The organism is Sporosarcina newyorkensis, assembly GCF_900167515.1.
In the GTDB taxonomy this organism is placed as follows: Bacteria; Bacillota; Bacilli; order Bacillales_A; family Planococcaceae; genus Sporosarcina; species Sporosarcina newyorkensis.
The window spans coordinates 290,713-314,636 of the sequence record NZ_FUYJ01000002.1 but is presented as its reverse complement, the minus strand read 5'-3'; the positions used below and the strand labels follow the sequence as shown (position 1 = coordinate 314,636).

17 protein-coding genes and 1 other annotated feature are annotated in these 23,924 nt (G+C 42.0%); of the genes, 3 read left to right on the top strand and 14 right to left on the bottom strand.

Going from position 1 to position 23,924, the window contains the following annotated elements:
- Positions 1 to 16: 16 nt before the first annotated feature.
- The 3 genes from B5D59_RS05775 to B5D59_RS05765 form a co-directional block, all read right to left on the bottom strand.
- The gene (locus tag B5D59_RS05775) at positions 17 to 1,165 is read right to left on the bottom strand and encodes a polysaccharide pyruvyl transferase family protein (RefSeq protein ID WP_078817220.1); all 1,149 of its coding nucleotides are present in this window, start codon (positions 1,163 to 1,165) and stop codon (positions 17 to 19) included.
- Positions 1,166 to 1,295: 130 nt separating this feature from the next.
- Complete coding sequence (locus B5D59_RS05770; protein ID WP_078817219.1) at positions 1,296 to 3,644, bottom strand: S-layer homology domain-containing protein; 2,349 nt, start codon at positions 3,642 to 3,644, stop codon at positions 1,296 to 1,298.
- A 632-nt stretch (positions 3,645 to 4,276) separates the two neighbouring features.
- Positions 4,277 to 5,734 (bottom strand): O-antigen ligase family protein, encoded by a 1,458-nt coding sequence (locus B5D59_RS05765; protein ID WP_078817218.1) that lies wholly within the window; start codon positions 5,732 to 5,734, stop codon positions 4,277 to 4,279.
- Positions 5,735 to 6,146: 412 nt separating this feature from the next.
- On the opposite strand from B5D59_RS05765, the gene B5D59_RS05760 reads away from it, so the two are divergent.
- On the top strand, positions 6,147 to 8,174 hold the full coding sequence (locus B5D59_RS05760) for an S-layer homology domain-containing protein (protein WP_078817217.1): 2,028 nt from the start codon (positions 6,147 to 6,149) through the stop codon (positions 8,172 to 8,174).
- A 45-nt stretch (positions 8,175 to 8,219) separates the two neighbouring features.
- On the opposite strand, the gene B5D59_RS05755 is transcribed toward B5D59_RS05760, so the two are convergent.
- The 9 genes from B5D59_RS05755 to ilvD all read right to left on the bottom strand — a co-directional run bounded on the left by B5D59_RS05755 (position 8,220) and on the right by ilvD (position 21,078).
- Complete coding sequence (locus B5D59_RS05755) at positions 8,220 to 10,469, bottom strand: S-layer homology domain-containing protein (protein WP_245799466.1); 2,250 nt, start codon at positions 10,467 to 10,469, stop codon at positions 8,220 to 8,222.
- 189 nt (positions 10,470 to 10,658) lie between these two features.
- Positions 10,659 to 11,243, bottom strand: a complete 585-nt coding sequence (gene leuD, locus B5D59_RS05750) for a 3-isopropylmalate dehydratase small subunit (protein WP_078817216.1) — start codon at positions 11,241 to 11,243, stop codon at positions 10,659 to 10,661.
- A 13-nt stretch (positions 11,244 to 11,256) separates the two neighbouring features.
- The gene (gene leuC / locus B5D59_RS05745; protein WP_009765912.1) at positions 11,257 to 12,669 is read right to left on the bottom strand and encodes a 3-isopropylmalate dehydratase large subunit; all 1,413 of its coding nucleotides are present in this window, start codon (positions 12,667 to 12,669) and stop codon (positions 11,257 to 11,259) included.
- A gap of 162 nt (positions 12,670 to 12,831) precedes the next feature.
- A complete protein-coding gene (leuB, locus tag B5D59_RS05740; protein ID WP_009765913.1) occupies positions 12,832 to 13,932 on the bottom strand; it encodes a 3-isopropylmalate dehydrogenase in 1,101 nt (366 codons plus the stop codon).
- A 67-nt stretch (positions 13,933 to 13,999) separates the two neighbouring features.
- Positions 14,000 to 15,541 carry a 2-isopropylmalate synthase gene (locus B5D59_RS05735; RefSeq protein WP_078817215.1) on the bottom strand — a complete coding sequence of 514 codons (1,542 nt, stop codon included), beginning with the start codon at positions 15,539 to 15,541 and terminating at the stop codon, positions 14,000 to 14,002.
- Complete coding sequence (ilvC, locus tag B5D59_RS05730) at positions 15,528 to 16,562, bottom strand: ketol-acid reductoisomerase (RefSeq protein WP_078817214.1); 1,035 nt, start codon at positions 16,560 to 16,562, stop codon at positions 15,528 to 15,530. Before ilvC ends, B5D59_RS05735 begins: the two co-directional genes overlap by 14 nt.
- A 27-nt stretch (positions 16,563 to 16,589) precedes the next feature.
- A complete protein-coding gene (gene ilvN, locus B5D59_RS05725; RefSeq protein WP_009765916.1) occupies positions 16,590 to 17,108 on the bottom strand; it encodes an acetolactate synthase small subunit in 519 nt (172 codons plus the stop codon).
- Positions 17,105 to 18,856 carry a biosynthetic-type acetolactate synthase large subunit gene (gene ilvB, locus B5D59_RS05720; protein ID WP_009765917.1) on the bottom strand — a complete coding sequence of 584 codons (1,752 nt, stop codon included), beginning with the start codon at positions 18,854 to 18,856 and terminating at the stop codon, positions 17,105 to 17,107. Before ilvB ends, ilvN begins: the two co-directional genes overlap by 4 nt.
- Positions 18,857 to 18,971: 115 nt before the next feature.
- Positions 18,972 to 19,223, bottom strand: a binding site (T-box leader).
- A gap of 187 nt (positions 19,224 to 19,410) precedes the next feature.
- Complete coding sequence (ilvD, locus tag B5D59_RS05715) at positions 19,411 to 21,078, bottom strand: dihydroxy-acid dehydratase (RefSeq protein WP_009765918.1); 1,668 nt, start codon at positions 21,076 to 21,078, stop codon at positions 19,411 to 19,413.
- Between the two features lie 521 nt (positions 21,079 to 21,599).
- Between ilvD and sda the strand changes: the two genes are divergently transcribed.
- Both sda and B5D59_RS05705 read left to right on the top strand, forming a co-directional pair.
- Complete coding sequence (sda, locus tag B5D59_RS05710; RefSeq protein ID WP_425441330.1) at positions 21,600 to 21,785, top strand: sporulation histidine kinase inhibitor Sda; 186 nt, start codon at positions 21,600 to 21,602, stop codon at positions 21,783 to 21,785.
- 210 nt (positions 21,786 to 21,995) lie between these two features.
- A complete protein-coding gene (locus tag B5D59_RS05705; protein ID WP_078817212.1) occupies positions 21,996 to 23,150 on the top strand; it encodes a polysaccharide deacetylase family protein in 1,155 nt (384 codons plus the stop codon).
- A 46-nt stretch (positions 23,151 to 23,196) separates the two neighbouring features.
- Here the strand turns inward: B5D59_RS05705 and B5D59_RS05700 are convergent, their stop codons facing one another.
- Together B5D59_RS05700 and B5D59_RS05695 are read right to left on the bottom strand one after the other, a co-directional pair.
- On the bottom strand, positions 23,197 to 23,511 hold the full coding sequence (locus B5D59_RS05700; RefSeq protein WP_009765920.1) for a DMT family transporter: 315 nt from the start codon (positions 23,509 to 23,511) through the stop codon (positions 23,197 to 23,199).
- Positions 23,474 to 23,860: a DMT family transporter gene (locus B5D59_RS05695; protein ID WP_009765921.1), complete on the bottom strand. Its 387-nt coding sequence runs from the start codon at positions 23,858 to 23,860 to the stop codon at positions 23,474 to 23,476. Before B5D59_RS05695 ends, B5D59_RS05700 begins: the two co-directional genes overlap by 38 nt.
- Positions 23,861 to 23,924: the final 64 nt, after the last annotated feature.

Genomic DNA, 23,924 nt, shown 5'->3' with positions numbered 1-23,924 from the left:
GAAACTGTAATCAGTTTCATACGTTTTTTTTGATGGCCTCTGTAAATTGTCGTGTGCCGCTCATAGCTTCTTCATATAACGTTGTGGAAAGTTTCTGTGTCTGCTCACATGTCTGCGTCCAATCCGCAGCTAATAATTCGTATGCAGTAGTCAAGTGGTTCTCAGATTGATGCATCTCTCCTATCGGAATCGAAACTTCCTCCAAATTAGCGAGCTTCATGAAATCGGTAACTTTGTGGTGATAGCAAACCGCGATAACTGGTGTCGCTGTACAGGTCGCTAAGATTAACGAGTGTAATCTGGTCCCGATTACCAGGTCTTGGGACGCCGTGATTTCCAACAAGTCTTTCGGCAATAAATTGCGGTCGATAACAGTGGTGTGCGCTGATTCTTTCATTAATGCTTGAATGTCTTTCGTTACGTCTGCGTCCTGAGGGAACTTTGTAGCAAAAAACGTGATTTCAACAGGTCGAGCCGCCGCTAAAGCGTCTAGGTTTTTCGCCATTCCTTCTATATACTGCTGGTAGATTTCCTCTTTACTCTCCGGCCAATAGCCGCCATGATAATAAGGAACAGCTGTCACGCCGATTTTCACCGGGCTTTCTGAGTGTGTGTGACGTTCTTTTTTTAATGAAAAGGCCGGGTCCCCAATGACTTGGATCTCCTTCTTCACACCTACTGATTGCAAAAGCTCTGCCGATTCCGGATCTCGCACAGAAATACTATGTGCATGCTTGCTCATATATCGGATGAACCACTTTCCAAGATCACTGCTGAGCGGACCGGCTCCACAACCATAAATCACATATGGCACGCCTGAATTTTTCGCCATCATGGCATATGATCCATATAAAGGGGCTTCACGCTTGTACAAATCCATTAAGATACCGCCGCCGCCAATAATGAGCAAATCAAATGTTTTAACGATTTTCTTATTTTGCATATACGTGGCTGCAAATGTTTTGACTGCATTGCCTTTTTTATAATAAAGCGGTGCACTCATCACTTGGTAGCGTTTTGCAGTTTGCTTCGGATTATTGCTGAATACGGTGATCACATCACTTGGAACTTGAAAGACCTCTGTAACTTGTGAAATGATGCTCAGTAAAATGGCTTCATCGCCGTTATTGTCATTACCATAGTTCCCCACAATTCCTATTTTCAATTTCCATACATCCTTTTCAGATCATTTGCTACAAGTATAGCAGAGTGGAGTTTTATATTGTATACAAACGGAAGAGAAGCCTTCAAATCAACGGTTGTTCAATTGATTTGAAAGCTTCTTTCATCCAAACTTACAAGTTCATACTTCTGTATAGGAATGCACTGAATTGCGCACGATTCACAGCGCGGCCAGGCATGAACTCACCCTTTTCATTACCCGTCGTGATACCGTGATTTGCTAAAATATGAATTTGTTTATACGCACCATGTTGAGGGGATACATCCTTGAACTTAGCAGATGATTCTCCCTCTAATTTATAGGCTTTCACAAGAATCATGGCCATTTGCGCCCGAGTCAGTTGTCCATTCGGATTAAATGTTCCGTCCGAATAGCCTCCTACGATATTTGCATTGGCGATAGCACTGATTTCTTTGTAATAGCGATGTGTTTTCGGCACATCACTAAAGCTTGTTTTTGCATTATCTACAGGCGCTAAATCGAATGCACGGCTCAAAATAACCGCAGCATGTTGTCTTGATAAGGTATGACTCGGATTAAACTTCCCATCGATATCTCCATTAATCACTTTCTGATCTCGCAAGTAGTAGATCTCCTCAGCATATGGATAGGACTTAGGCACATCCTTGAACAGATTTGTATCCGTACCATTGCCTCCCCCAGTTGGCGGTGTCGGCTTAGGAGTTGATGTTGATGTCGATTTTACTTCAATCGGCACCGCGATGGTTTTTGTACCCAGCGTCGCATTGACTTGTCCTTTTCCAGCTTTTGTAGCATTGAATGTACCATTTGAATTAACCGATCCGATTTGATCGCCTGTAACGCTCCAAGTCAATTGACTCGGTTGATAAATGATTGGTTTTCCTGATGCATCTGCAGGCGTAGCCGTAAAGTTTATTTTTTCACCTGGTTTAACACTTTTCGCTGAAGCTTTGACAGTTAGTTTTGCTGGTTCCGCAACGACTTGAACCGGGAAGGACTGTTCAGCAGAACCATAGTTTACATAGATTCGATCTTCCCCTGCTTTTATTGCTTTATATGTCAAACCGGTACCTTCGACTGTGCCTTTACCTGAAGTGACTTTTAGCTGTGACGCATTTGGCACGATCGGATTATAATGTGCATCCAATACATGATTCAGTTTCAATGTCGCCGTTGCTCCTACAAGCATTTCACCGATATTCGAACGAGACACACTGACAATTGCCGGTTCGCCGGTAGGTGCTGTGCTGACCGCTTCAACGATTGCTGAAATATTTCGCTGACTGGCATTTGTCGTCCGGTTCGCCAACACGACTTGATTGCTGCCGTATTTTCGGATACCCATTGTCGTGGAGCCCCCACCGTCAAAGTTCAACGCGCGGTCGTAACCTTTAGATACAAGATAATTTGCGAATTGTGTCAACGTCATCCCGTTACTATAACCAGAACGCGAATCAACTGTCACCAAATGAACCTGCTTCTTGTCTTTGCTGATTGCAATCGCAGTTCTTGCAGTTTTAGCAGTCGCACGCCAATTGGACGTGTCCATCGTAATATGACGCTTGCCGTCTTTCACAAGCATAGGACCACTCGCCATCATGAACTGTGAATCTTTCCATTTATCATCAATTGATAGATCCAATGAAACGTCATCGCCTACTGTTAACGACTTGAAACGTTCCAACCCTTTCTTACCGTGAACTGATAATACGAAACCGTTTGATGGAATGGAAACAGCTGCCTTCTCTCCATAGCCACGGACCTTCACCACTTTACCTTGTACTTTCTGTCCGTAATGAGTGGATGTAATTGGCGCATTGGTCTCTACGACAATCTCAATTCCAAATTCATTGGATCCAGTACTTTTCTTATAGTGTTGCGGAGTAAAGATAATCGTCTCGTCTGCCTGACGTTCTCTATTGATTCCTGTCATTTGATAGACATTTCCTTTGGCTCCGACTTGAATACCTAAATTAAAATTATCAATTTCCGCCAGCCCATCTTTTGTCACGCCGAAAGCGATCGGATGGCTCACATAATAGGAATTTGATTGGGAGATTACACCGCCGTTGACGATTTCATTCCCTTCAGATAATAAATACATGGGCATCCCTGTCTTCATATCAAAAAACGATGCATTGACAGCGCCTACTACCCGATTTCCTTCTTTGGAATCGCGATTCGCCAAAGTAAGTGTTGGCGCTGTTTTCGCTATAGGTGAAGGTACGCCCATTTTTAGTTTTGTATGTGGGTCTCCAAGATTGACTTCTAAATGATTTATGTAACTACTGCCTGAATACGTGTATTGAGAATAATTGACGCCCGAAGAGACTGGGTAACTAGTGACGGTTTTCGTGCTGGCTGATGCTCCAAACGGCAATGACACGAGCATGACTGCCGACATGGCGGTGATTGCTACTCTCCGCTTCGCATGGGTCAGCAAACTTTTTTGATTGATAACGCAACTCCATCCTTCCAATTCTATGTCATTCTATAGTTTACCAAATTTATAGCAAGATTACTATGTACCGTTTGGACGAAAAAGAACCGCGATGAGATTATCCATTCACGGTTTTAGAATATAGTTATAAAAATGGCAGTTGGTAAAGGCACCGTTGATCTGCGTTCCAGGCGGACGCTTTCCGCGGGGCTCGCGGTGAGCCTCCTCGTCGCTGCGCTCCTGCGGGGTCTCACCTGTCGAGCTAATCCCGCAGGAGTCGCCGCCTTTTACTACGATCAACTAGTGTATTTTTCTGAAGTTAGTGAGTTGAATGTCCACGCGCGGAAGCTGTATTCTCTTGAAAATACGTATACTTTTCCATCCCAGAATACGGAAATTCATACTACTTAAAGTGAGCTTACTATGTATCACGGTTCACCTTCTAGGGATTGGAGCGAAAGACGGGCGACTCCTGTGGGATATAGCGCGAATGATGAGACCCTGGACTGAGCGTAGTGAAGGAAGCGGCTCATCCGCGCCCCACGGAAAGCGTCCCGTCTGCAGCGCAAATCCCCGGTCCGCGAGCCGGTGCGTCTTTCATGTATTTTTCTCTCTGACGCTAATGCAACTTGTCAATTGATGTGTGTCTACAAACAAAAACTGCGAATGAATTAATCATTCGCAGTTTTTGTTTGAAGTTTTGTAAAAGCCGTAAATGTACCCAACAAAATAAAGTAGAACAGTGTGTACATTTTTAATTCCCAAATATTATAGTACATTCCCGAAACCCCTGTTGAGAACCATAGGGCAATCATGAAGACACCGAAGTTTGTATGGCGCGCTTTCCAGAAGTACCACAGCATACTTAGTAAGAATAGAGCGAAAATCAGTACACCGATTACGCCTGTCTCTGCAATGACCTGAATATATTGATTGTCCGAATAGAAGTACTTGCCTCCGTAAATATCCGAATTGATTCCATAGTGATCATAGATAGGAGAACCGTATGAAAGTGTTGCAGAACCGCCGAATGAACCAAATCCAGTTCCTGTCACCGGATGATCCCCAAAGATCTCAAAACCTTTCTTGATATAGAAAAATCTTCCACTCTCTGTCATCAACGCTAAATTCTTCTCATCAAACGTCTCACCAAAGCGCCCCCCGATACTACCTGGACCTGGCTGGTCGACCTTCATGCCAAACTCTTGCAAATAATGAACAGCTAAGTTGGCTGGATAATAGACCAAAATAATTGAAACTATGCCTGATATCACAAGACGTTTTAAGATATACCATTTCCTCGTCATCACGATGAACACAATGCCGAACGTCACCGCAGAAATCCATGTACCTCTTGAATATGTAAGGACGAGAATCCCTAAGAATAAAACTAATAGAATCCGTAAAGACCATTTGTACTTATTCGCCTGATAGACATGTTGCAAATAAATAACCCCAATAATTCCGAAAAACAGGACCAATGCCAATGAATTCGGATTTCCCGCAAGCCCATAAATACGCACTGCATTCGTTGCGGATAACACCTTGTATTTCCACTCTTCCGGAAGCAATAGTTGCCGTAAGGATAGTTTCTCAATCAGACCATGAATCGACATGACAAGGTTGATCCACACCGTAACCCATGCCAGCTGCATTAACCATTTCTTCGTCAATTCCATCCTAGAGATCGTGTAATACAACAAATACATGATAATGAATGTTCGTATTTGGAAAATAACCGCTGTCGGTGCTACATCATTCAGCAGACCAATAATGGATCCAAATAAAATAAACGCAAAATAAGACCATTCAAACCATTTGAACGTAAATAAAGATCCGATATTTCGTCTGTAACGCAGTAAGGTCCATGCGAATACGACGAAGATAATTAAATCTCCTATTAATTTCAGCCCACTGTTCACTTCGATCAAGAAGGGTCGGATGTTGACGTAAATGACCAAGAAGAGAAGGCTCTGTTGCGGCTGAAGGAATGAAAATATGACAAAAAATAAAGCCGTACCGAGTAATGCTATTTTTGAAGGCAGCAACAAAGCTATGAGCATAACTGCTACTGCAATCAGTATTGTAACCGTAGATTGTTTTTCCAATCGCTGTATCCATTTATTCATTCGATTATAAATCCCTTTCTACACATGCTTGTTCCTTGTTGCATTATATCACTTTCTTGGACGTAATGGTGCAAGCTTTCGTTGCATCTTTTCGAATTAATTCAAAGTCCCCTGTCTAAGTCAAAATTATAGGAGCAAATGCATCTTAACCGAGCACAGTCGATGACAGCTCCGGACGGACGCTTTCTACAGGAGTCGCCGCCCTCCGGAAAGCGTACCGTCTGGAGCGAAAATCTTCTCTTGTAAACTTCCCCAATTTTGGGAAACCCATCTATTACTGGAGAAGTGTAATTATAGCAACAACAAAATCGTTTCTTTTATATACTATTAATCTCTCAATATGTCAAAAGCAACTTACTAATGTTAGCACTTTCTGTTACAATAGTGGAAGATTTATAGAGGGGGTTTTAAATTGAAACGATGGGTCACACTGTTTACGCTTCTACTTTTAGTAGTTTCTCCGTTTTTCACTTCAGTTGCAAGCGCCAATGATTATAAAGGGCATCAAATGAAAGAGGAACTTTCATATTGGGTCAATAAGGGTGTAATTCAAACCGATGCAAAAGGCAATGTATCTCCGGATCGCGCGGTGACACGAGGTGAATTTGCTTCTTATTTAGCACGTTCTCTTGAACTGCCTGCGTCTACGAAATATACATTTAAGGATTTGAAAGCAAATACATCACGTACGATTGAAATCCAAAATGCAGCAGGCGCTGGAATTTTAGGCGGTTATCCTGACGGCTCATTCAAACCGAACCAGCAGATCACTCGCCAGCAAATGGCTGGAATGATCTTCAAAGCGTTCCGTTATCTTGATATTCCGGTCAATACAAAACTGGTTCAGTTTAAAGACAGCAAGAAAATCTCTCCGAACTTTGTCGATGCTGTTTCCGCCGCTTCGAACTTAAACATCATTCGAGGAGATCAAGGCTACTTTAAGCCAACAAATAATGCAACCATTGGACATGCTTCCGCATTTTTGTTCAGAATGTTTGCGGTAACGGATTCGTCAAAACCTTCAGTTCCTACTCCCCCCGCCAACGGGAATGTAGATCCCGAAGTGTATAAAATCAGTTCAGTTACAAATGGTCAGCTGAATCCAACAAACCAGTCGTTTTTAAAATTCGAGGATGCATTAGCAGCTTATAATGCGTCCTCTTCTGTTCAGACGATTTCTCAAAACAATGTGATTATTAAAATGAAGTCAGGACAAGTATTTGCTTCGGAAAACCTTAAGCAATATACATCATTATATAGTGATTCGGCTTTGAAAAAAGAGGTCACATACGTCCAAAAAGGATTTGAATTGGACTATGTAGGCAGCAGTGAAAATCACGTGATCGTTGAGTTAGGCGGCTATAAATATTATGCGAAACACGCAGAAGTCGACCTCGTGCCAACTCAGCTTTCAGCAGGCTCCAGCTACTATAAAGTATCGAATGACGGTTTATTGGTTCATTATCCATATTACCGGACATATGATTCGAAGACTAAGAAATATACGGGTAAATACGCAGAGTATACAGTAGGACCTGTTGCTTCTTCTGCTTTGAAAAAAGGACAAACCTACACAAGTAATGACGGCGTGCACTTTAAAGAGCGCGGTAGTCAGACCGTTGTGAAGTATTATCCATACTTCCAGTTCCAATCTGTTCGTCAGCCTTCTTCTTATTCAGGTGCAGACTTGGAGCGATTCATTAAGTCCGCATTAGAAAGCCGTGAAAAAACAGGTATTGCGCGCTATAAAAATGCGACGACCAAGTCAAAGTTAATTGGTCTTGGATCTTATATTAAATCTACAGAAAAACTGCACCAAGTAAACGCTATGTTCATCTTGGCGACAGCCATCCATGAAAGTGATTATGGAATGAGTGCAAATGCGCAAAACAAAAATAATATTTTCGGTATTCGAGTATTCGACTCTTCTCCGGACAAAGGAGAAGTTTATCAAGACCCTACCAAAAGTATTGATGCGTTTATAGGCCGTTATATCAACTTGAACTATGCAAATCCTTTCGGTGCTTATGCGAACGGCGCTGCACCAGGAAATAAAGCAGTTGGATTTAATATGAAATACGCTTCCGATCCTTTTTGGGGCAGTAAAATCGCCGGCCATATGTGGAGAATTGATCAGTATCTAGGCAATAAAGATGCGAATCAAGCAGAGCTGGCTTTCATTTCATTTACCGGCACTGCCGATGTCAATATTCGGACAAGCCCGGAAGTGCGTAATTCTAGCAATATCTTGTTCTCCTACAAAGCAAAACATCCAGGCGAACTGACAGCATTCGGTTATCCTTTAGTCATTGTGGACCGTACACATAGTTCGGACGGATACGTCTGGTATAAAGTGCTGGCAGATACGAATCCTGATTATAAAAAGCCAAGTGAACCATATGGCTGGATTCGTTCCGACTTAGTTACCTTAGTTAAATAAACAGCAAAACACCATCTCCGCGTCATGGGAGATGGTGTTTTTTACTTAAAGCGCGTCTGTATGTTCTGCTCCTGCAGGTAACAAGTTCGACATATTGATTCGTTCAAGGCCTTCTTTAATTTTCGTTGTGTAGCCTTTTTTATTTTTATTCAGATAGCCAGCTTTTGATTTGATCATACGCTCAAATACCGGCAATTTTGTTTTGTCTACAGCAGACCACTTTTCATAGGAGTGAATCAAATCTTCCAGTGTTAAATGTGTATAGTCTCTTCCTGCAAACTGACCGTTTGGATCGCGTTTGTACCAAATATCCCCGTCAGAACGAATCCACTTCTTCTCATCCAGCTGGATCGCCTTTTCAATTGCACTCGCTGTCTGTAGATAGATCGGATCTTTGAACTCTTGATAAGCCATAAGTAAGATATTCATCCCACCAAGCAAATGATTCATGGAAGTATGCGTACGGACTTGCTGTTTCGCCGGGAAATAGTCCGGAATATAATAAGCACTTTTCGTTAACGCGCTGACATTGCCTTTTTTCTGCTGCTGAACCAATAAATTCGCATAGTTACGTAAACCTTCATTGTAATCTTTATGACCAAACGCCTTTCCTCCATTGTAAAGGAATAATGCAATTTGTTCATTGAAACGCGTATCGACAAATGGAGCAGTGAAGTTATACAAGTTCTTTAAATAAGTGCTTGTCACTTCTGTCTCCCAATATGTTTTATTCCCTCTAAAAATCGTTAAGTTCGCAAATGAATTATGCAAAAGATCTTCGTAATACCGTTCTTGCGTTTGATTGTACAGCAGCATAACACGGTCTTCTTTCACTAACAATAAGTTGCGGCCATATCCTCTTCCTGAAGCCGGCATTGGTTCGATCGTTGTCGCCATTTTATTATACGGACCGTTTGCGGTATACCATTTATTTCGTTTTTTATAATTGATGATTGACTCATGCATCCAAGCATCCATTCGTTGGTTGCTCGAGAATAGTTTTTCAGCTGATGATAAATACCACTGATCTACAATATCATAGCCGCGAGAATATAATTCATAGACGGTCACGCGATTTGGTCCCATTACAATATTGCTGTGTGCTATTTTTTCATCATGCAATTCACGTGTCTGACTTAATGCACCATTCGGATACTTCATTTCCAAATCACGTGAACGATAGGATTTCGCAATCATCTGTTGTCCAGTTCCTTGATCCGATACAGTTTCAAGCACTCCAATTGGGGAGGTTGCAATATCGAATCCAAAGGTGTCATCAATATCTTTTTTCATTGGATATTTACTGTAGGGTTCTAAGCGATTTTCCTTTATTCCCTTTTCAATCTGTACCAGATCCACACGAATCGGCAGTCGCTGAGGGTTTCGTAATTCTGTAAATACGAAGTAATCTCCATTCGGCAGTTCTCGCTTTGTCACCGTGACGCGAGTCGATTTCATCCCGCTTACGCCGTATATATACACATGATCCGTTGCATGCGCATAAGGCTGTACACGCTTTGTGACAAGCTGAAGATAATGATTGGAACGTAAGAAAGTTTTGTCTTCATTTGTTATCGGCACTTCTACAAACTGCTGTTCAAAACGGATCGGATCAAAATCCCCTATTGTTTTTGGTTTATTAAACGAAATAGGACTCTCTTTTTCCAACATGCCTGCCTGGATCATTGCTCTATGTAAGAACACAACAAAGGATGCCCTATTCACAGGTGATTTCGGATCAAACGACCCATCTTCTTTACCTGTAGTGATTCCATGCTGCATTAGGACTTTTACGCCATACTTATGAGATTCACTAATTTTGTTATCATCTGTAAACCGCACATCTTCTCCGGTGTCTTCCAATTTAAATGCCCGTACAATGACACTTGCCATTTGTTCCCGTGTCAATTGGTCACCGGTTCCAAATGTGCCATCCGGTTTCCCTCCAAATATGCCTTCTTGATACGTAGCCATCGCTCCCCGTAGATGGGATGATTTTGGGCTGACATCTTTGAATACTGGCTGATAGGGCGCTTCCGGCAATTTCAAGGCACCTGCTAATAAATTGGCAGCTTGACCACGCATAATACTTACGCTTGGTCTGAACTGGAGGTCAGGATAGCCATTAATAATCCCTTCTTCAACCAATTGCGTCACTTCGTCTTTAGCCCAGAAATCATTGTGCACATCAGAGAAGCGCTGATCTTGTATTTCCGCACTCACATAAAGCTGTGGCAAACTGATATAGATCAACAGCGCAAATAGTAAAGGAATGAAAATAATATTTTTTTTCATTTTAGGTGAGGTCACCATCTTTTTAAATCAACTCCATTCACTGCTTTCATTATAGTAGTATGTATATACCTCCAACAATTATAGCATAATGCGACAGTTGTTTCGTCCGTTATCCATAAAACGCGTAAAATAGACTAGTAAAAGGAAATAAAAACTATCCATGGCTATGAAAGCGATGGATAGTCTTTATTATGCCTGTTGTTTTTCATATGCGGCAATATGGTCTTCATATTGGATCGTCAATGAAATTTCATCCCAGCCGTTTAATAGCATCTTTTTGTAATATGGGTCAATGTCAAAACGATAGACTTTTCCATTTTCTCCCGTCACCGTTTGATCTTCAAGGCTTACCGTCAATTGGTAAGCTGCTTCTTTCCCTTTAGCCAAAAGCTCATCTATTTCAGCAACCGATAGTTCGATTGGCAAGATACCGTTTTTAAAGCAGTTGTTGTGGAATATGTCAGCAAAGCTTGGTGCGATGACAACACGGAAACCGTAGTCTAAAATTGCCCATGGCGCGTGTTCACGAGACGAACCGCAACCGAAGTTTTCATGAGCCACAAGGATAGTAGAACCTTGATAGCGCGGATCATTCAATACAAAGTTCTCGTTTTTTGTACCATCTGGATTGAAGCGCCAGTGATAGAATAAAAACTCTCCAAATCCCGTACGTTCGATTCGCTTCAAAAATTCTTTAGAAATAATTTGGTCTGTATCTACGTTATTTTTATCTAATGGAGTGAGTACACTCTCTACTATATTAATTGGTTCCATCTGAATCCCCTCCTCAATTATGCACAGCGGCTTTTACGTCCCGAACGTCTACAAAGTGTCCAGCAACTGCAGCGGCTGCAGCCATCGATGGGCTGACTAGATGTGTACGAGCGCCTGCGCCTTGGCGGCCTTCAAAGTTACGATTCGATGTAGATGCACATCGTTCACCAGCTGGTACAATATCGTCATTCATTGCTAAACACATGCTGCAACCAGATTCTCTCCATTCAAACCCTGCATCAATAAAGATTTGAGACAATCCAATATCTTCAGCTTGTTTTTTGACTGTTCGCGACCCAGGCACGACAATCGCGGTCACAGAAGGATGAACATGTTTACCTTCAATGACATCTGCAGCTGCCTGTAAATCACTTAGACGAGCATTCGTACACGAACCGATGAATACATGCTGGATATCGATCGACGTTAACGGCATACCTTCTTCCAGTCCCATATATTCGAGAGCAGAACGAAGAGCGGACTTTTCCGTTTCTGTTTTATAGTCTGCAGCGGATGGAATACTTGCCGAAATTCCGGAACCCATCGACGGGTTGGTCCCCCATGTCACAAATGGTTCAATTTCATCCGCATTGATTTCCAACACTTGATCAAACTGTGCACCTTCATCCGTATTCAATGCGATCCAGCGCTCTGCCGCCTTTTCAAATTCTTCACCTTGAGGAGCGTAACGTCGTCCACGCAAGTATTCAATCGTAGTTTCATCCGGGCCGATCAAGCCTGCTTTAGCCCCGGCTTCGATTGACATATTACAAATCGTCATGCGCTCTTCCATAGACAATGACCGAATCGCTTCTCCTGTATATTCCACGATGTGACCTGTTCCGACATCGATTCCAAACTTCGCAATGATCGCTAAAATGATATCTTTTGCGGTAACGCCAAAACCCAGCTTACCTGTCACACGAATTTCCATCGTCTTTGGTTTATTTTGCCACAAGGTTTGTGTAGACAATACATGCTCTACTTCACTTGTGCCGATGCCAAAAGCAATTGCTCCGAACGCACCATGTGTAGATGTATGGCTATCACCGCAGACAATTGTTTTTCCAGGTTGCGTCAATCCAAGTTCTGGTCCGATAATATGCACGATCCCTTGGTCTGGGTGTTCCATATGAGCTAACTGTACGCCGAACTCTTCACAGTTCTTCTCTAAAGTCGTAATTTGTTTTTTTGCAATTGGATCATTTATAGTCGGTAAATTCTTTGTCGGGACATTATGATCCATCGTCGCAAAGCAAAGATCCGGGCGGCGCACTTTACGATTTGCTAAGCGCAAGCCTTCAAATGCTTGTGGTGAAGTTACTTCATGCAGCAAGTGAAGATCAATGTAAAGCAAATCGGGTTTCCCTTCTTCTTCGTATACAATATGCTGGTCCCATATTTTTTCTATAATTGTTTTTGCCATAATCGTTTCTCCTTCCAAGCCATGCCCTTAAAAATTTGTTACACCTAGTTCCAAGCACCAGCCCCTCAGGTCGCTTCAGACTGACAGTAATGGCAAAGAACGCCTTTATTACCGGTCTTCCAACGCCTGTCGAGGCTAAACGGTGCATTCCACTTTTGATACTTAGATGTAAGAATACATAATACTGTTAGAAACGAACTGAAGATCTAATTCGTCTACAATTTTATCTGTCCATTCTTTCGTAGATAAGGCACGTTGATCTTTACCAGCTAAATCTGCTGTAAAATGTCCTTCTTCAAAAACTGTATTGACTGCTTTCTCTACTGCCGCAGCTTCTGTTTCCAGTCCGAATGAATATTTCAACATCATCGCGACGGAAAGAATGGCTGCCGCTGGATTGGCTACACCTTGACCGGCTACGTCTGGTGCTGAACCGTGTACTGGTTCATATAAACCTAAGCCGTCTGAACGAACACTTGCTGAAGGTAATAACCCAAGTGAGCCTGTTATGACCGAGGCTTCATCACTCAAAATATCTCCGAACATATTCTCTGTGATAATGACATCAAAGACTGACGGGTTCGTGATCAATTTCATCGCCGCAGAGTCTACCAATTGATGTTCCACTTCAATATCAGGATAATCCACTTTCTTCTCTTCCACAATTTTTCTCCAGAGCTTACTGGACTCGAGTACATTCGCTTTGTCCACAGAAGTTACTTTGCCTTTACGTAAGCGGGCAAGCTCGAAACCTTTGTCGACAATACGTTCGATTTCTTCACGTGTATACACGAGTGTATCTACTGCAGATTGATCTGTATGCCGGCTCGGTTTTCCAAAGTACAGTCCCCCAGTTAATTCCCGGACAATCAGCATATCCACTTCTTTGACGATCTCTTCTTTTAAAGGAGAAGCATGGATTAAAGAAGGAACAGCTGCAACGGGACGAAGGTTCGCAAATAGATCAAAATGTTTGCGGATCGCAAGCAATCCTTTTTCCGGCCGTAACTCAGACGGATTTTGATCCCATTTCGGACCACCCACAGCTCCGAGGAGAATGGCGTCACTTGACTCACATAATTCAATTGTTTCTTTAGGAAGCGGATTATTTTTTTCATCAATAGCGGCTCCGCCAATCAATCCATACTCAGTATGGAACGTATGGTTAAAGCGTCTGCCAACCACTTCCAGCACTCGAACAGCCTCTGCCATTACCTCTGGTCCTATGCCGTCGCCGGGCAATACTGCTACTCTCTTTTCCATAGAACTTCTCCTCCTTGATCAATCTCGTATCACTCGATCGAATACTCTATCCATTATTTTTAAAAAGTCAGTTAGTTACCTCTTGTTTACGCAATCTTTCACGTACCAGTTGGCGGTTGATCGCGTTTAAGTAAGCTTTAGCAGATGCTTCAAGAACATCCTGTGCTACGTCGCGTCCTTTTAGTTCTAAGCCGTTATAGCTTAAGTTCACTACAGCTTCGCCTAATGCATCACGGCCTTTGCCGATGGATGTTACGCGGTAATCTAAAATTAACACTTCACCTTTAATGACCAGTTCCAGTGCATTAAAGATTGATTCAACTGAACCTGCACCAGTCGTTGCCACCGTAACAGTTTCTCCACTTGGTACAGTAGCCGTCACTGTTGCTGTTGGTATATTAGATGTACCATACTGCACTTGGACGTTATGCAATTCGTAAATCGGTGTATCCGTATCTTGCAATTGCTGTCCAGTGAAAAGTACAAAGAGATCATCTTCTGTGATTTCTTTTTTGCGGTCTGCCAGCTTCTTGAAATCGATAAATGCTTCATTTAATTGTTTCTCTGTTAAATCAAAGCCCATCCTAACGGCGCGATCTTTAAATGCATGGCGTCCAGAGTGCTTTCCAAGGGCAAGCGGCATATCACTTTCGCCAATTAATTCAGGCGTAATGATCTCATACGTTTGGCGATTTTTCAGCATGCCATCCTGGTGTATTCCAGATTCATGTGCGAATGCATTCTTACCGACAACAGCTTTATTCGGTTGAATCATCACTCCTGTCAAACGACTGACAAGCTGACTGGAACGCTTAATTTCCTGCAAGTTAATACTTGTATCCATATTGTAGAAGTCTTTACGGATATGCAGAGCCACCGCAATTTCTTCCAATGAAGCATTCCCTGCACGCTCGCCAATCCCATTAATCGTACACTCCACTTGATCTGCTCCATTTTCAACCGCCGCGATGGAGTTGGCAACTGCCATTCCAAGATCATCGTGACAATGTGCGGAAAGTTTTACCTTTTCCACTCCTGTCACATTCTCTTTCAAATACTTGAAAAGAGCACCGTATTCTTGGGGAGTGGCATAGCCGACCGTATCAGGAATGTTAATCGTTGTAGCACCTGCCGCAATGACCTGATTAATGATTCGCACGAGGTATTCTGGTTCTGAACGGAAAGCATCTTCCGCTGACCATTGAACGAGAGGGAAATACTGTTTTGCATACTTCACTGCATCCACTGCAATATTGACTACTTCATCCGGAGTTTTTTTCAACTTATACTCCATATGGATAGGTGATGTTGCTAAGAATACATGGATATGCGGTTGTTCTCCGCCGCGTAATGCTTCCCATGATATATCAATATCGTTCTTCATCGCTCTGGCAAGACCTGTTACTGTTGAGTTTTTTACAGTATTGGCAATGCGCTGAACGGCTTCGAAATCACCTGGGGAAGAAGCAGGAAACCCTGCTTCAATAACTGCTACCCCAAGTTTTTCTAGCTGACGAGCGATCTCTAATTTCTCTACTGTATTTAAATTTATACCTGCAGATTGCTCACCGTCGCGAAGAGTTGTATCGAAAATATCAATTTTTCGCACTCGCTACCACTTCTTCCTCTTTCGATTTAGCTCCTTCGTTGATGAAAGGCATCATAGAACGAAGCTTTTGTCCAACCTGTTCAATTTGGTGATCTGCTTCTGCTTTTTCAATTGCATTGAATTTCGGACGACCGTTTTCATTTTCTTCGATCCATTCCTTAGCGAATTTACCGGATTGGATGTCTGTAAGAATATCTTTCATACGAGCTTTCGTATCTGCATCGACTACACGTGGTCCAGAAACGAAATCTCCCCATTCTGCAGTGTCAGAAATCGAGTAACGCATGCCTGCCATACCGCCCTCATACATCAAATCGACAATTAGTTTCGTTTCATGCAATGTTTCAAAGTATGCAAGTTCAGGCTGGTATCCAGCTTCCACTAGTGTTTCGAAACCAGCTTTTACCAATGAAGTCAAGCCACCGCAAAGTACTGCTTGCTCTCCGAAAAGATCTGTAACTGTTTCTTCTTCGAATGTTGTTTCCAATACACCACCGCGTGCAGATCCAATACCTTTTGCATATGCAAGTGCAACGTCTTTCGCTTGGCCCGATACGTCTTGGTATACCGCGAATAGTGCTGGAACACCGCCGCCCGCTTCAAATGTTCTGCGTACAAGATGTCCAGGTCCTTTTGGAGCTACTAAGAATACATCTACGTCTGCAGGTGGTTTAATTTCGCCAAAGTGTACGTTGAAACCATGAGCGAATACTAGTGATTTCCCTTTAGTAAGAGCCGGCTCGATTTCTGCCTCGTATACTTGCTTTTGTCTTTCGTCTGGAAGCAAGATCATGATGATATCTGCTTTTTCTGAAGCTTCTTTAACAGATAATGCTTCAAGCCCGTCTGCCTTTGCTTGATCAAATGATTTACCAGCACGAACTCCCACTACTACATCGAAGCCAGAGTCTTTCAAGTTACGAGCGTGTGCGTGACCTTGTGAACCGTATCCGATAATTGCAATTTTTTTACCTTGTAAAAGTCCTTCATTGATATCCTGGTTATAGTACATTTTTGTCATTTTAATTTCCTCCTAAGTGTGTTTGAATTATTGTTTTAAGATTGACAACTGTGGTGCTTGAACTTTTTGCATATCACGGGCAAACGCCGTTGCGCCAGTTCTGGTTAATTCTTTGATGCCATATGGTTTCAGCAAATCGATAAAAGCCTCGATTTTATCTGGATCACCCGTTACTTGGTAAGTTACTACATTCTTTCCTGAATCGACAATTGTCGCCCGGAAAGGTTCTACAATACTATTCATTTCAGAACGGATCTGCGGTGGCGAGATCACCTTTACTAAAGCCAGCTCACGCAGCACGATCGCTTTGTCTGTTATATCTTTAACTGTAATAACATCAATCTGCTTTTGCAGTTGTTTTACAAGTTGTTCGATTTTGTTTTCATCTTCTACATGAACTTGAAACGTCATTTTGGATCTGTTCGGCTGTTCAGTAGGACCGACAGTGATACTTTCAATATTGAATTGCCGCTTCATGAGAAGTCCTGTCACTCGGTTTAATACACCGCTTTGGTTGATGACTGTTACTGTAATGATTCGTTTCATTTAGGACTCACCCCAATCATTTCCTGTAAGCCTTTGCCTGGTGCAACCATCGGATAGACATTTTCCAATTGTTTTACCCGACAGTCGATCACAACTGGTTCATCAGACAATAGAGCTTCTTCAAATACTTTTTCTGCTTCTTCCAGCGTCTGAATCCGGTATCCTTTCAGATCGTATGCTTCAGCTAATTTAATAAAGTCTGGTTGTACCGGAATTAGCGACTGGGAATAACGTTCTTCATAAAAAGTTTCTTGCCACTGACGAACCATCCCGAGTGCACCGTTATTTAAGATAATGACTTTAACCGGAATTCGAAGTTCTTGAAGCAACGATAATTCTTGAGCTGTCATCTGAAAGCCTGCATCTCCCACAATTGAGATGACTCGCGCTTCAGGTTTAGCAAGCTGAGCGCCAATTGCTGCCGGGAAGCCGAATCCCATAGTCCCTAGCCCGCCTGAAGTGACCCAATTATCCGGGTTATTCAAGCGATAATATTGAGCCGCCCACATTTGATGTTGACCTACATCTGTCGTAACGATTGCATCCCCTTTTGTTATGCGATGAATGATTTCAAGCGCTTGCTGCGGCAATAGATCATTTTCATCTTCCTTATACCAAAGTGGATATTCGTTCGACATATTTTTCAGATATTCAACCCATCCGTCTGTGTCCGGTGATTTGAAATCCGCATTTATCAACGCAAGTAAAGCTTCCTTCGCATCCGACACAATCGGAATTTCAGTTGGAACATTTTTTCCGATTTCCGCGGGATCAATATCCACGTGTATGACACGGGCATTCGGTAAAAATGAATTCAAATTACCCGTCAGGCGGTCATCGAAGCGGGCACCGATATTCAACAGTACATCACATTCGCTTAATGCATAGTTTGCTGTTGCCGTACCGTGCATTCCTGCCATTCCAAAGAATAATTCATGATCACCATGGATAGAGCCCAATCCCAATAATGTGTTTGTAACTGGGATTCTATGCTTTTCCACCAGTTCTTTCAGTTCTTCTGACCCGCCTGCATGGAGTATGCCTGCTCCCGCAAGAATCATAGGTTTCTTTGCGGTAGAAAGTGCTTGTGCCGCTTTTTGAATTTGCAGATAATTAGGATGCTTAGTCGGCTGATATCCTGGCAAATTCACTTCTTTATTGTCCTTCTCCACCGGTACAAAAATTTCTGTAGCAACATTCTTCGGTATATCCACAACAACTGGTCCCGGTCTTCCCGTAGATGCAATATGAAATGCTTCACGAATAATACGCGGAAGATCTGCTACGTCTTGAACTTGATAGTTATGTTTTGTAATCGGCTGTGTAATTCCGATAATATCTGCTTCCTGGAAAGCGTCGGTTCCAATCACCGTGCTTGCAACCTGGCCTGTGATGACTACCAGTGGCAAAGAATCCATCATGGCATCCGTAATACCTGTTACTAGGTTCGTCGCACCTGGTCCTGATGTTGCAATAACGACTCCAGTTTTTCGAGAAACTCGCGCATAACCTTCTGCAGCGTGAATTGCTCCTTGTTCATGTCGTGCCAAGACATGTGGAATGGGGTCATTATACAAAGCATCATAGATTGGGAGAACTGCCCCTCCGGGATATCCAAAGACCATCTCAACATTTTGTTCTTTTAATAATTGGATCAAGATAGCAGAGCCATCAGCAGGTTTTTTATTGGATTGTTCCCTAGGTTTTGTTGCTACAGCAGTTTGTTCTTCTTTTACTTTAGCACTCATAATGAACTCCTCCTTACAATTTTCTTCTATATGATGATACTCAATGGCATAATATTCAGCATTTTCTCCTAAAAAAAAGCCTTTTCATCCCACGCAAAGAAACCGAATTTCTTCACATAGGGATGAAAAAGCTTTCATGGTACCACCCTAGTTCGTGACCTGAGTCACCTTACGAAAAAGCAAGTCGAAACCTGACTTTTTCATTGCTAACGAGCCCAATTGCCGAGCCCGGGACTGCCTAATCGGCATACCTTTTAACAGTCCACTCCGAGGGGATGTCGTAAATAGTTGTATTGCCGGCTTCCAGCATGACCGGCTCTCTGTGAATACAAGTTTCTACTTACTTTTACCTCATCAACGTTTTATCTTTATTCAACTGAAGACTCTCACCTATATAGGTGATGAGATGAATGTAATCTTTATCCTGTTCAGTGGGTATTCAAACACCCGCTGAACAAAAGAGGTACGCAGGCAAAGGTTAACTGACCTGCGTCACGCTGGCCTAAGCACAATTCAAAATCTGGACGCAATTACGCCGAGGCGTAATTGATTTATTATATTTTCATTACTCCACCTGTACTTGCTGAAGTAACCAACTTAGAATATCTACCTAGATATCCTTTTTTAATTTTTGGTTCAAATGGTTTTAAAGCGTGTCGACGTTCCGCCAACACTTCATCCGAAACTTCAAGCTCGATTGTTCGGTTGATCAGATCGATTTCAATAATATCGCCATTCTCAACAAGAGCAATTGGTCCACCCTCTGCAGCTTCAGGTGAAATGTGTCCGATGGAAATACCTCTGGATGCTCCAGAGAAACGTCCATCTGTGATAAGAGCTACTTCTTTCCCGAGCCCTCTCCCCATAATTGCGGAAGTAGGAGCCAACATTTCTGGCATTCCTGGACCGCCTTTAGGCCCTTCATATCGAATGACGACTACATGGCCTGCTTGCACTGTGCCATTATCGATATTTTCCTGCGCTTCTTCCTGAGATTCAAAGACAATCGCTTCTCCTCTAAAATCTTTAATGGAAGGATCTACGGCTCCTACTTTAATTACAGAGCCCTCAGGTGCAATATTGCCAAATAAGATTGAAAGACCACCGACTGGACTATATGGGTTATCTTTTGTTCGAATGACGTCTGTATTCGTGATCTCATGTCCAGCGACATCTTCTGCAATTGTTTTACCTGTAATGGTTATTCGATCTTTATGGATGGCCCCGTCAATTTTACACAATTCATTGACAATTGCGCTTACACCACCGGCTAGATGTATGTCATGCATAGAATAATCGGATGCCGGCATGATCTTGGACAAATATGGTACTCGTTTTGCAACTTCATTTACATCTTCAATATTGTAGTCGATCTCTGCTTCGTGAGCGATTGCCAATGTATGAAGGACAGTATTTGTCGAACCACCCATCGCCATATCGAGCGCGAATGCATCATCGATCGTTTCTTTAGTAATAATATCGCGTGGTTTAATATCTTTTTCAATACAGTTCATCAAGTGCTTTGCTGCCTGCTTGATCAACGTATGACGTTCGTCGGAAGTTGCGAGAATTGTCGCATTTCCTGGCAAGGCCATACCGAGCATTTCCATTAAGGAGTTCATGGAGTTCGCAGTAAACATTCCCGAGCAAGACCCACATGAAGGACAAGCATTTTCTTCAATATCCTTTAATGTTTCTGCCGACATCTGACCGCTTTTATAAGCGCCGACACCTTCAAATACGGATGTTAATGAAAGGGGTTCGCCTGTTGCCGATACGCCAGCTTCCATTGGTCCTCCTGAAACAAATACGGAAGGTACATTCGTACGAACTGCTGCCATCAACATACCAGGTGTGATCTTATCACAGTTCGGTATATAGAAGACTCCATCAAACCAGTGTGCATTTATGACAGTCTCTGCCGCATCCGCGATCAGTTCACGACTTGGTAATGAATAACGCATTCCAATATGCCCCATCGCGATACCATCATCTACACCAATTGTATTGAATTCAAACGGTACGCCGCCCGCTTCCCAAATTGCTTCTTTTACGACTTCTGCAAATTTATTCAAATGCATATGTCCCGGTATAATATCAATATACGAATTACATACTCCAATAAATGGTTTGTTCATATCTTTCGTTTTTACACCTGCTGCATAAAGTAAGCTGCGATGTGGTGCACGATCGATTCCTTTTTTAATCATGTCACTTCTCATTGCGATCTCTCCTAAACTAATCGAACGAACCAATTTCCAAACAATTGAATTCAGTTGAATATTCTGAACAGCCAGTGAAAAGTTTCACAGCTATGAACTAGATTGTTGCTATCATATCTTGTAAACAATGAAAGGTCAACTGTATTTTTAAAGTTTTTAATCAATTGCGACTAATCGAAAATAGTTGAATACGCTTACATACGCGGCACGGAGCGATATATTGCATATTGGAAATATCTAAAAAAATATTATGTTTTTTATAAACTTTGTTGCAACCCAACTATTAGATCCATCCACACTAACACTTTAAAATGGTAATAAATCGTTAAGAATGTTTCGACAATTTACGACAACTTATTTTTGTTTATAACTTTACACACATAATCCACCGCGTCTCTTTTATGTTTTGAACAACTATGCACAGGGTACGCACAGCTTATCCACTGCTCTTGTTGATAAAACGAACGGTTGTTCTTTTGTTGCTTTACTGTTAAAATATTGTATAACATCCTAAAAAGTCTATGCAGGTTGGATGCTTGATATTCATACGAAAGGGAGGCGGTTCAATTATGTTTCAATTGTCCGATCAAATGCTGCTCTATTCTTATCAACAAGCTCAACGACTAAAACTAAGCCCTGAGTTCATACGATTGTTAGAAAGAGAAATAGAGAAGCGCTCCTTAGAATCTACGCATCTCTATCGCTAGCCTTTGGATTCAATTAAAAAGGACATGCCCTAGCATTTTTCGGGTATGTCCTTTTTTCGAGTATGAAATTGTTCTTCTATATAGTGTACACAAGACCCTTACCAGATTCTTCACAAAAACTGCATGATTTTTCGTATATGCATCTTGCTTTACCCCAGAGTACAACATACTATTAGAAAAGGACATTATAGATAGGGGTTAGAAAGAAGAATGAAGAAGTTATTGTTGGTGGCTGTTTTATTATGCAGCTTGTTTATTTCCACACCTACCACTGAAGCAGCTACCACATCTGTTATAAAGATCGCAGCTACTACACCTGTTTTTAAAGACACCGAAAAAATCGCAGTGTTTTCTAAAGGAACAATACATACTATAACCAAGTCCGATCAACGTTTTCACTATACAAAGATCGGTGACTTGGAAGTCAAATTTTCCAAGCAGAAAGCAAAAATGATTCATCAAGATGCAGATCAATTGAAAAGCGCAAACCCTGTTCGACTGCTTACAAAAAAGCATGTGAAAATCTATTCGAATCGAAACATTAAATCAACTGAGCTTGGCCATATCCAACCAAAGCAAGTAATTTACACGCAACGTCTGCGTGGTGATTACTATCCTATCGTGTTCGGCGGCAAGACGGGGTATATCTACAGGAAAGACGTAAAAGTTCAAAAAGGTATACCTGTACTTATGTATCATGATTTAGTCAAGAAAAAAGAAGGTACAAATGTTTCTATTTTGGAAGTGGATAAATTCAAATCTCAGATGGCCTATTTAAAGAAAAACAATTGGCATACGATTTCCACTGATGATTTAACACTTTGGCTTCAAAAGAAAATTAAGCTTCCAGAAAAATCAGTCCTTATTACATTTGACGACGGCTATTCCTCAACTGCCGATTTAGCATACCCTATTTTAAAATCCCATCGTTTCAAAGCGACGGCATTCTTGATAGCGAGCCGTATAGAACGTCCCGGTTATTTAACAGAAGAACAAATTCGGTCAACTCAGGATGTGATTTCCTACCAAAACCACACATATGACTTGCATGGTTTTAATTCGATGACTGGACTAGCACTCTTGGAATATACGCCAAGATCGGCAATCTATACAGATCTTACCATGGCCAATCAAAAAATAGGAAGCATCCTTCCTGAGCAACCTCCAGTTTCCGCGCTTGCCTATCCATATGGTCTTCGTAACACAGAGGCTATACGAGCGAGTAAAGTGGCGGGCATGAAAAGTGCTTATACGATCACCGAAGGAAACGTCTTCCAAGGGGACTCACCATTTCATCTAAAACGCCAGCGTGTTCATTCTGGAATGTCTATTTCGGATTTCGAGCGAAGGTTGCTCGGTCAATAAAAAAAAGAAGGGGCAGTCGATCTAAACCGTCGACTGTTCCTTCTTTTTAAGATAAAGCCTTTAATCCAACTACTCCAAATACGATCAAACATAAACTCGCAACTCTTCCGACACTTTTTGATTCGCCAAAAAAAATCATATTAATCAGAACAGCCCCTGCTGTACCTACGCCGATCCAGACAGCGTATGCCGTGCTCACTTGCAAATATTTAAAGGAGTTATAGAGGAAGAAGAATGCCGTCCCAAAACCCCCATAATACATTAAACCAGTAGCCCAGCTTCTGTTTTCACTAAATTTCTTCAATCCGATTACTCCGACAAACTCACTCAGAGCGGCCAAGAACACCAGCGTCCATCCCATGCTTCTCCACCTCTTTCAATGCTTTCTTCTCATCAATTCCATCCGCTATTTTTAAACCTGCCACTCCAAGAACCAAGATGAATATAAAAAATATTTTTCCTAAACTAATATGTTCACCGAAGAAAAGCACGTCCATCAGAGATGTCCCGACCGTTCCGATACCTGCAAATACTGCGTATACCGTTCCCGTCGGCAAACCTTCACATGCCTTCGTCAAGAAATGAAAATCAATAAATATAAAACCGACAATGAAAATCCAGTGCCACCACTGACTTGCTGTGTTAAAACCAAATATCCAAACTAACTCAAAGAAGCTAGTTAACGCTACATACATCCAAGCCTTACTCATACTATTCCCTCCGTATTTCTATGTCTCATTTATTTGACTGACTGTCATTCATTTTATCATAAAA

What these genes read in the sequence shown, in the direction of transcription:
- leuC (WP_009765912.1), bottom strand. Translation starts at nt 12,669, where the DNA reads ATGGCAAAAACAATTATAGAAAAAATATGGGACCAGCATATTGTATAC.
- ilvC (WP_078817214.1), bottom strand. Translation starts at nt 16,562, where the DNA reads ATGACAAAAATGTACTATAACCAGGATATCAATGAAGGACTTTTACAA.
- B5D59_RS05755 (WP_245799466.1), bottom strand. Translation starts at nt 10,469, where the DNA reads ATGAAAAAAAATATTATTTTCATTCCTTTACTATTTGCGCTGTTGATC.
- B5D59_RS05705 (WP_078817212.1), top strand. Translation starts at nt 21,996, where the DNA reads ATGAAGAAGTTATTGTTGGTGGCTGTTTTATTATGCAGCTTGTTTATT.
- B5D59_RS05700 (WP_009765920.1), bottom strand. Translation starts at nt 23,511, where the DNA reads ATGGGATGGACGCTGGTGTTCTTGGCCGCTCTGAGTGAGTTTGTCGGA.
- B5D59_RS05765 (WP_078817218.1), bottom strand. Translation starts at nt 5,734, where the DNA reads ATGAATAAATGGATACAGCGATTGGAAAAACAATCTACGGTTACAATA.
- leuB (WP_009765913.1), bottom strand. Translation starts at nt 13,932, where the DNA reads ATGGAAAAGAGAGTAGCAGTATTGCCCGGCGACGGCATAGGACCAGAG.
- sda (WP_425441330.1), top strand. Translation starts at nt 21,600, where the DNA reads ATGCAGGTTGGATGCTTGATATTCATACGAAAGGGAGGCGGTTCAATT.
- ilvN (WP_009765916.1), bottom strand. Translation starts at nt 17,108, where the DNA reads ATGAAACGAATCATTACAGTAACAGTCATCAACCAAAGCGGTGTATTA.
- ilvD (WP_009765918.1), bottom strand. Translation starts at nt 21,078, where the DNA reads ATGAGAAGTGACATGATTAAAAAAGGAATCGATCGTGCACCACATCGC.
- leuD (WP_078817216.1), bottom strand. Translation starts at nt 11,243, where the DNA reads ATGGAACCAATTAATATAGTAGAGAGTGTACTCACTCCATTAGATAAA.
- ilvB (WP_009765917.1), bottom strand. Translation starts at nt 18,856, where the DNA reads ATGAGTGCTAAAGTAAAAGAAGAACAAACTGCTGTAGCAACAAAACCT.
- B5D59_RS05695 (WP_009765921.1), bottom strand. Translation starts at nt 23,860, where the DNA reads ATGAGTAAGGCTTGGATGTATGTAGCGTTAACTAGCTTCTTTGAGTTA.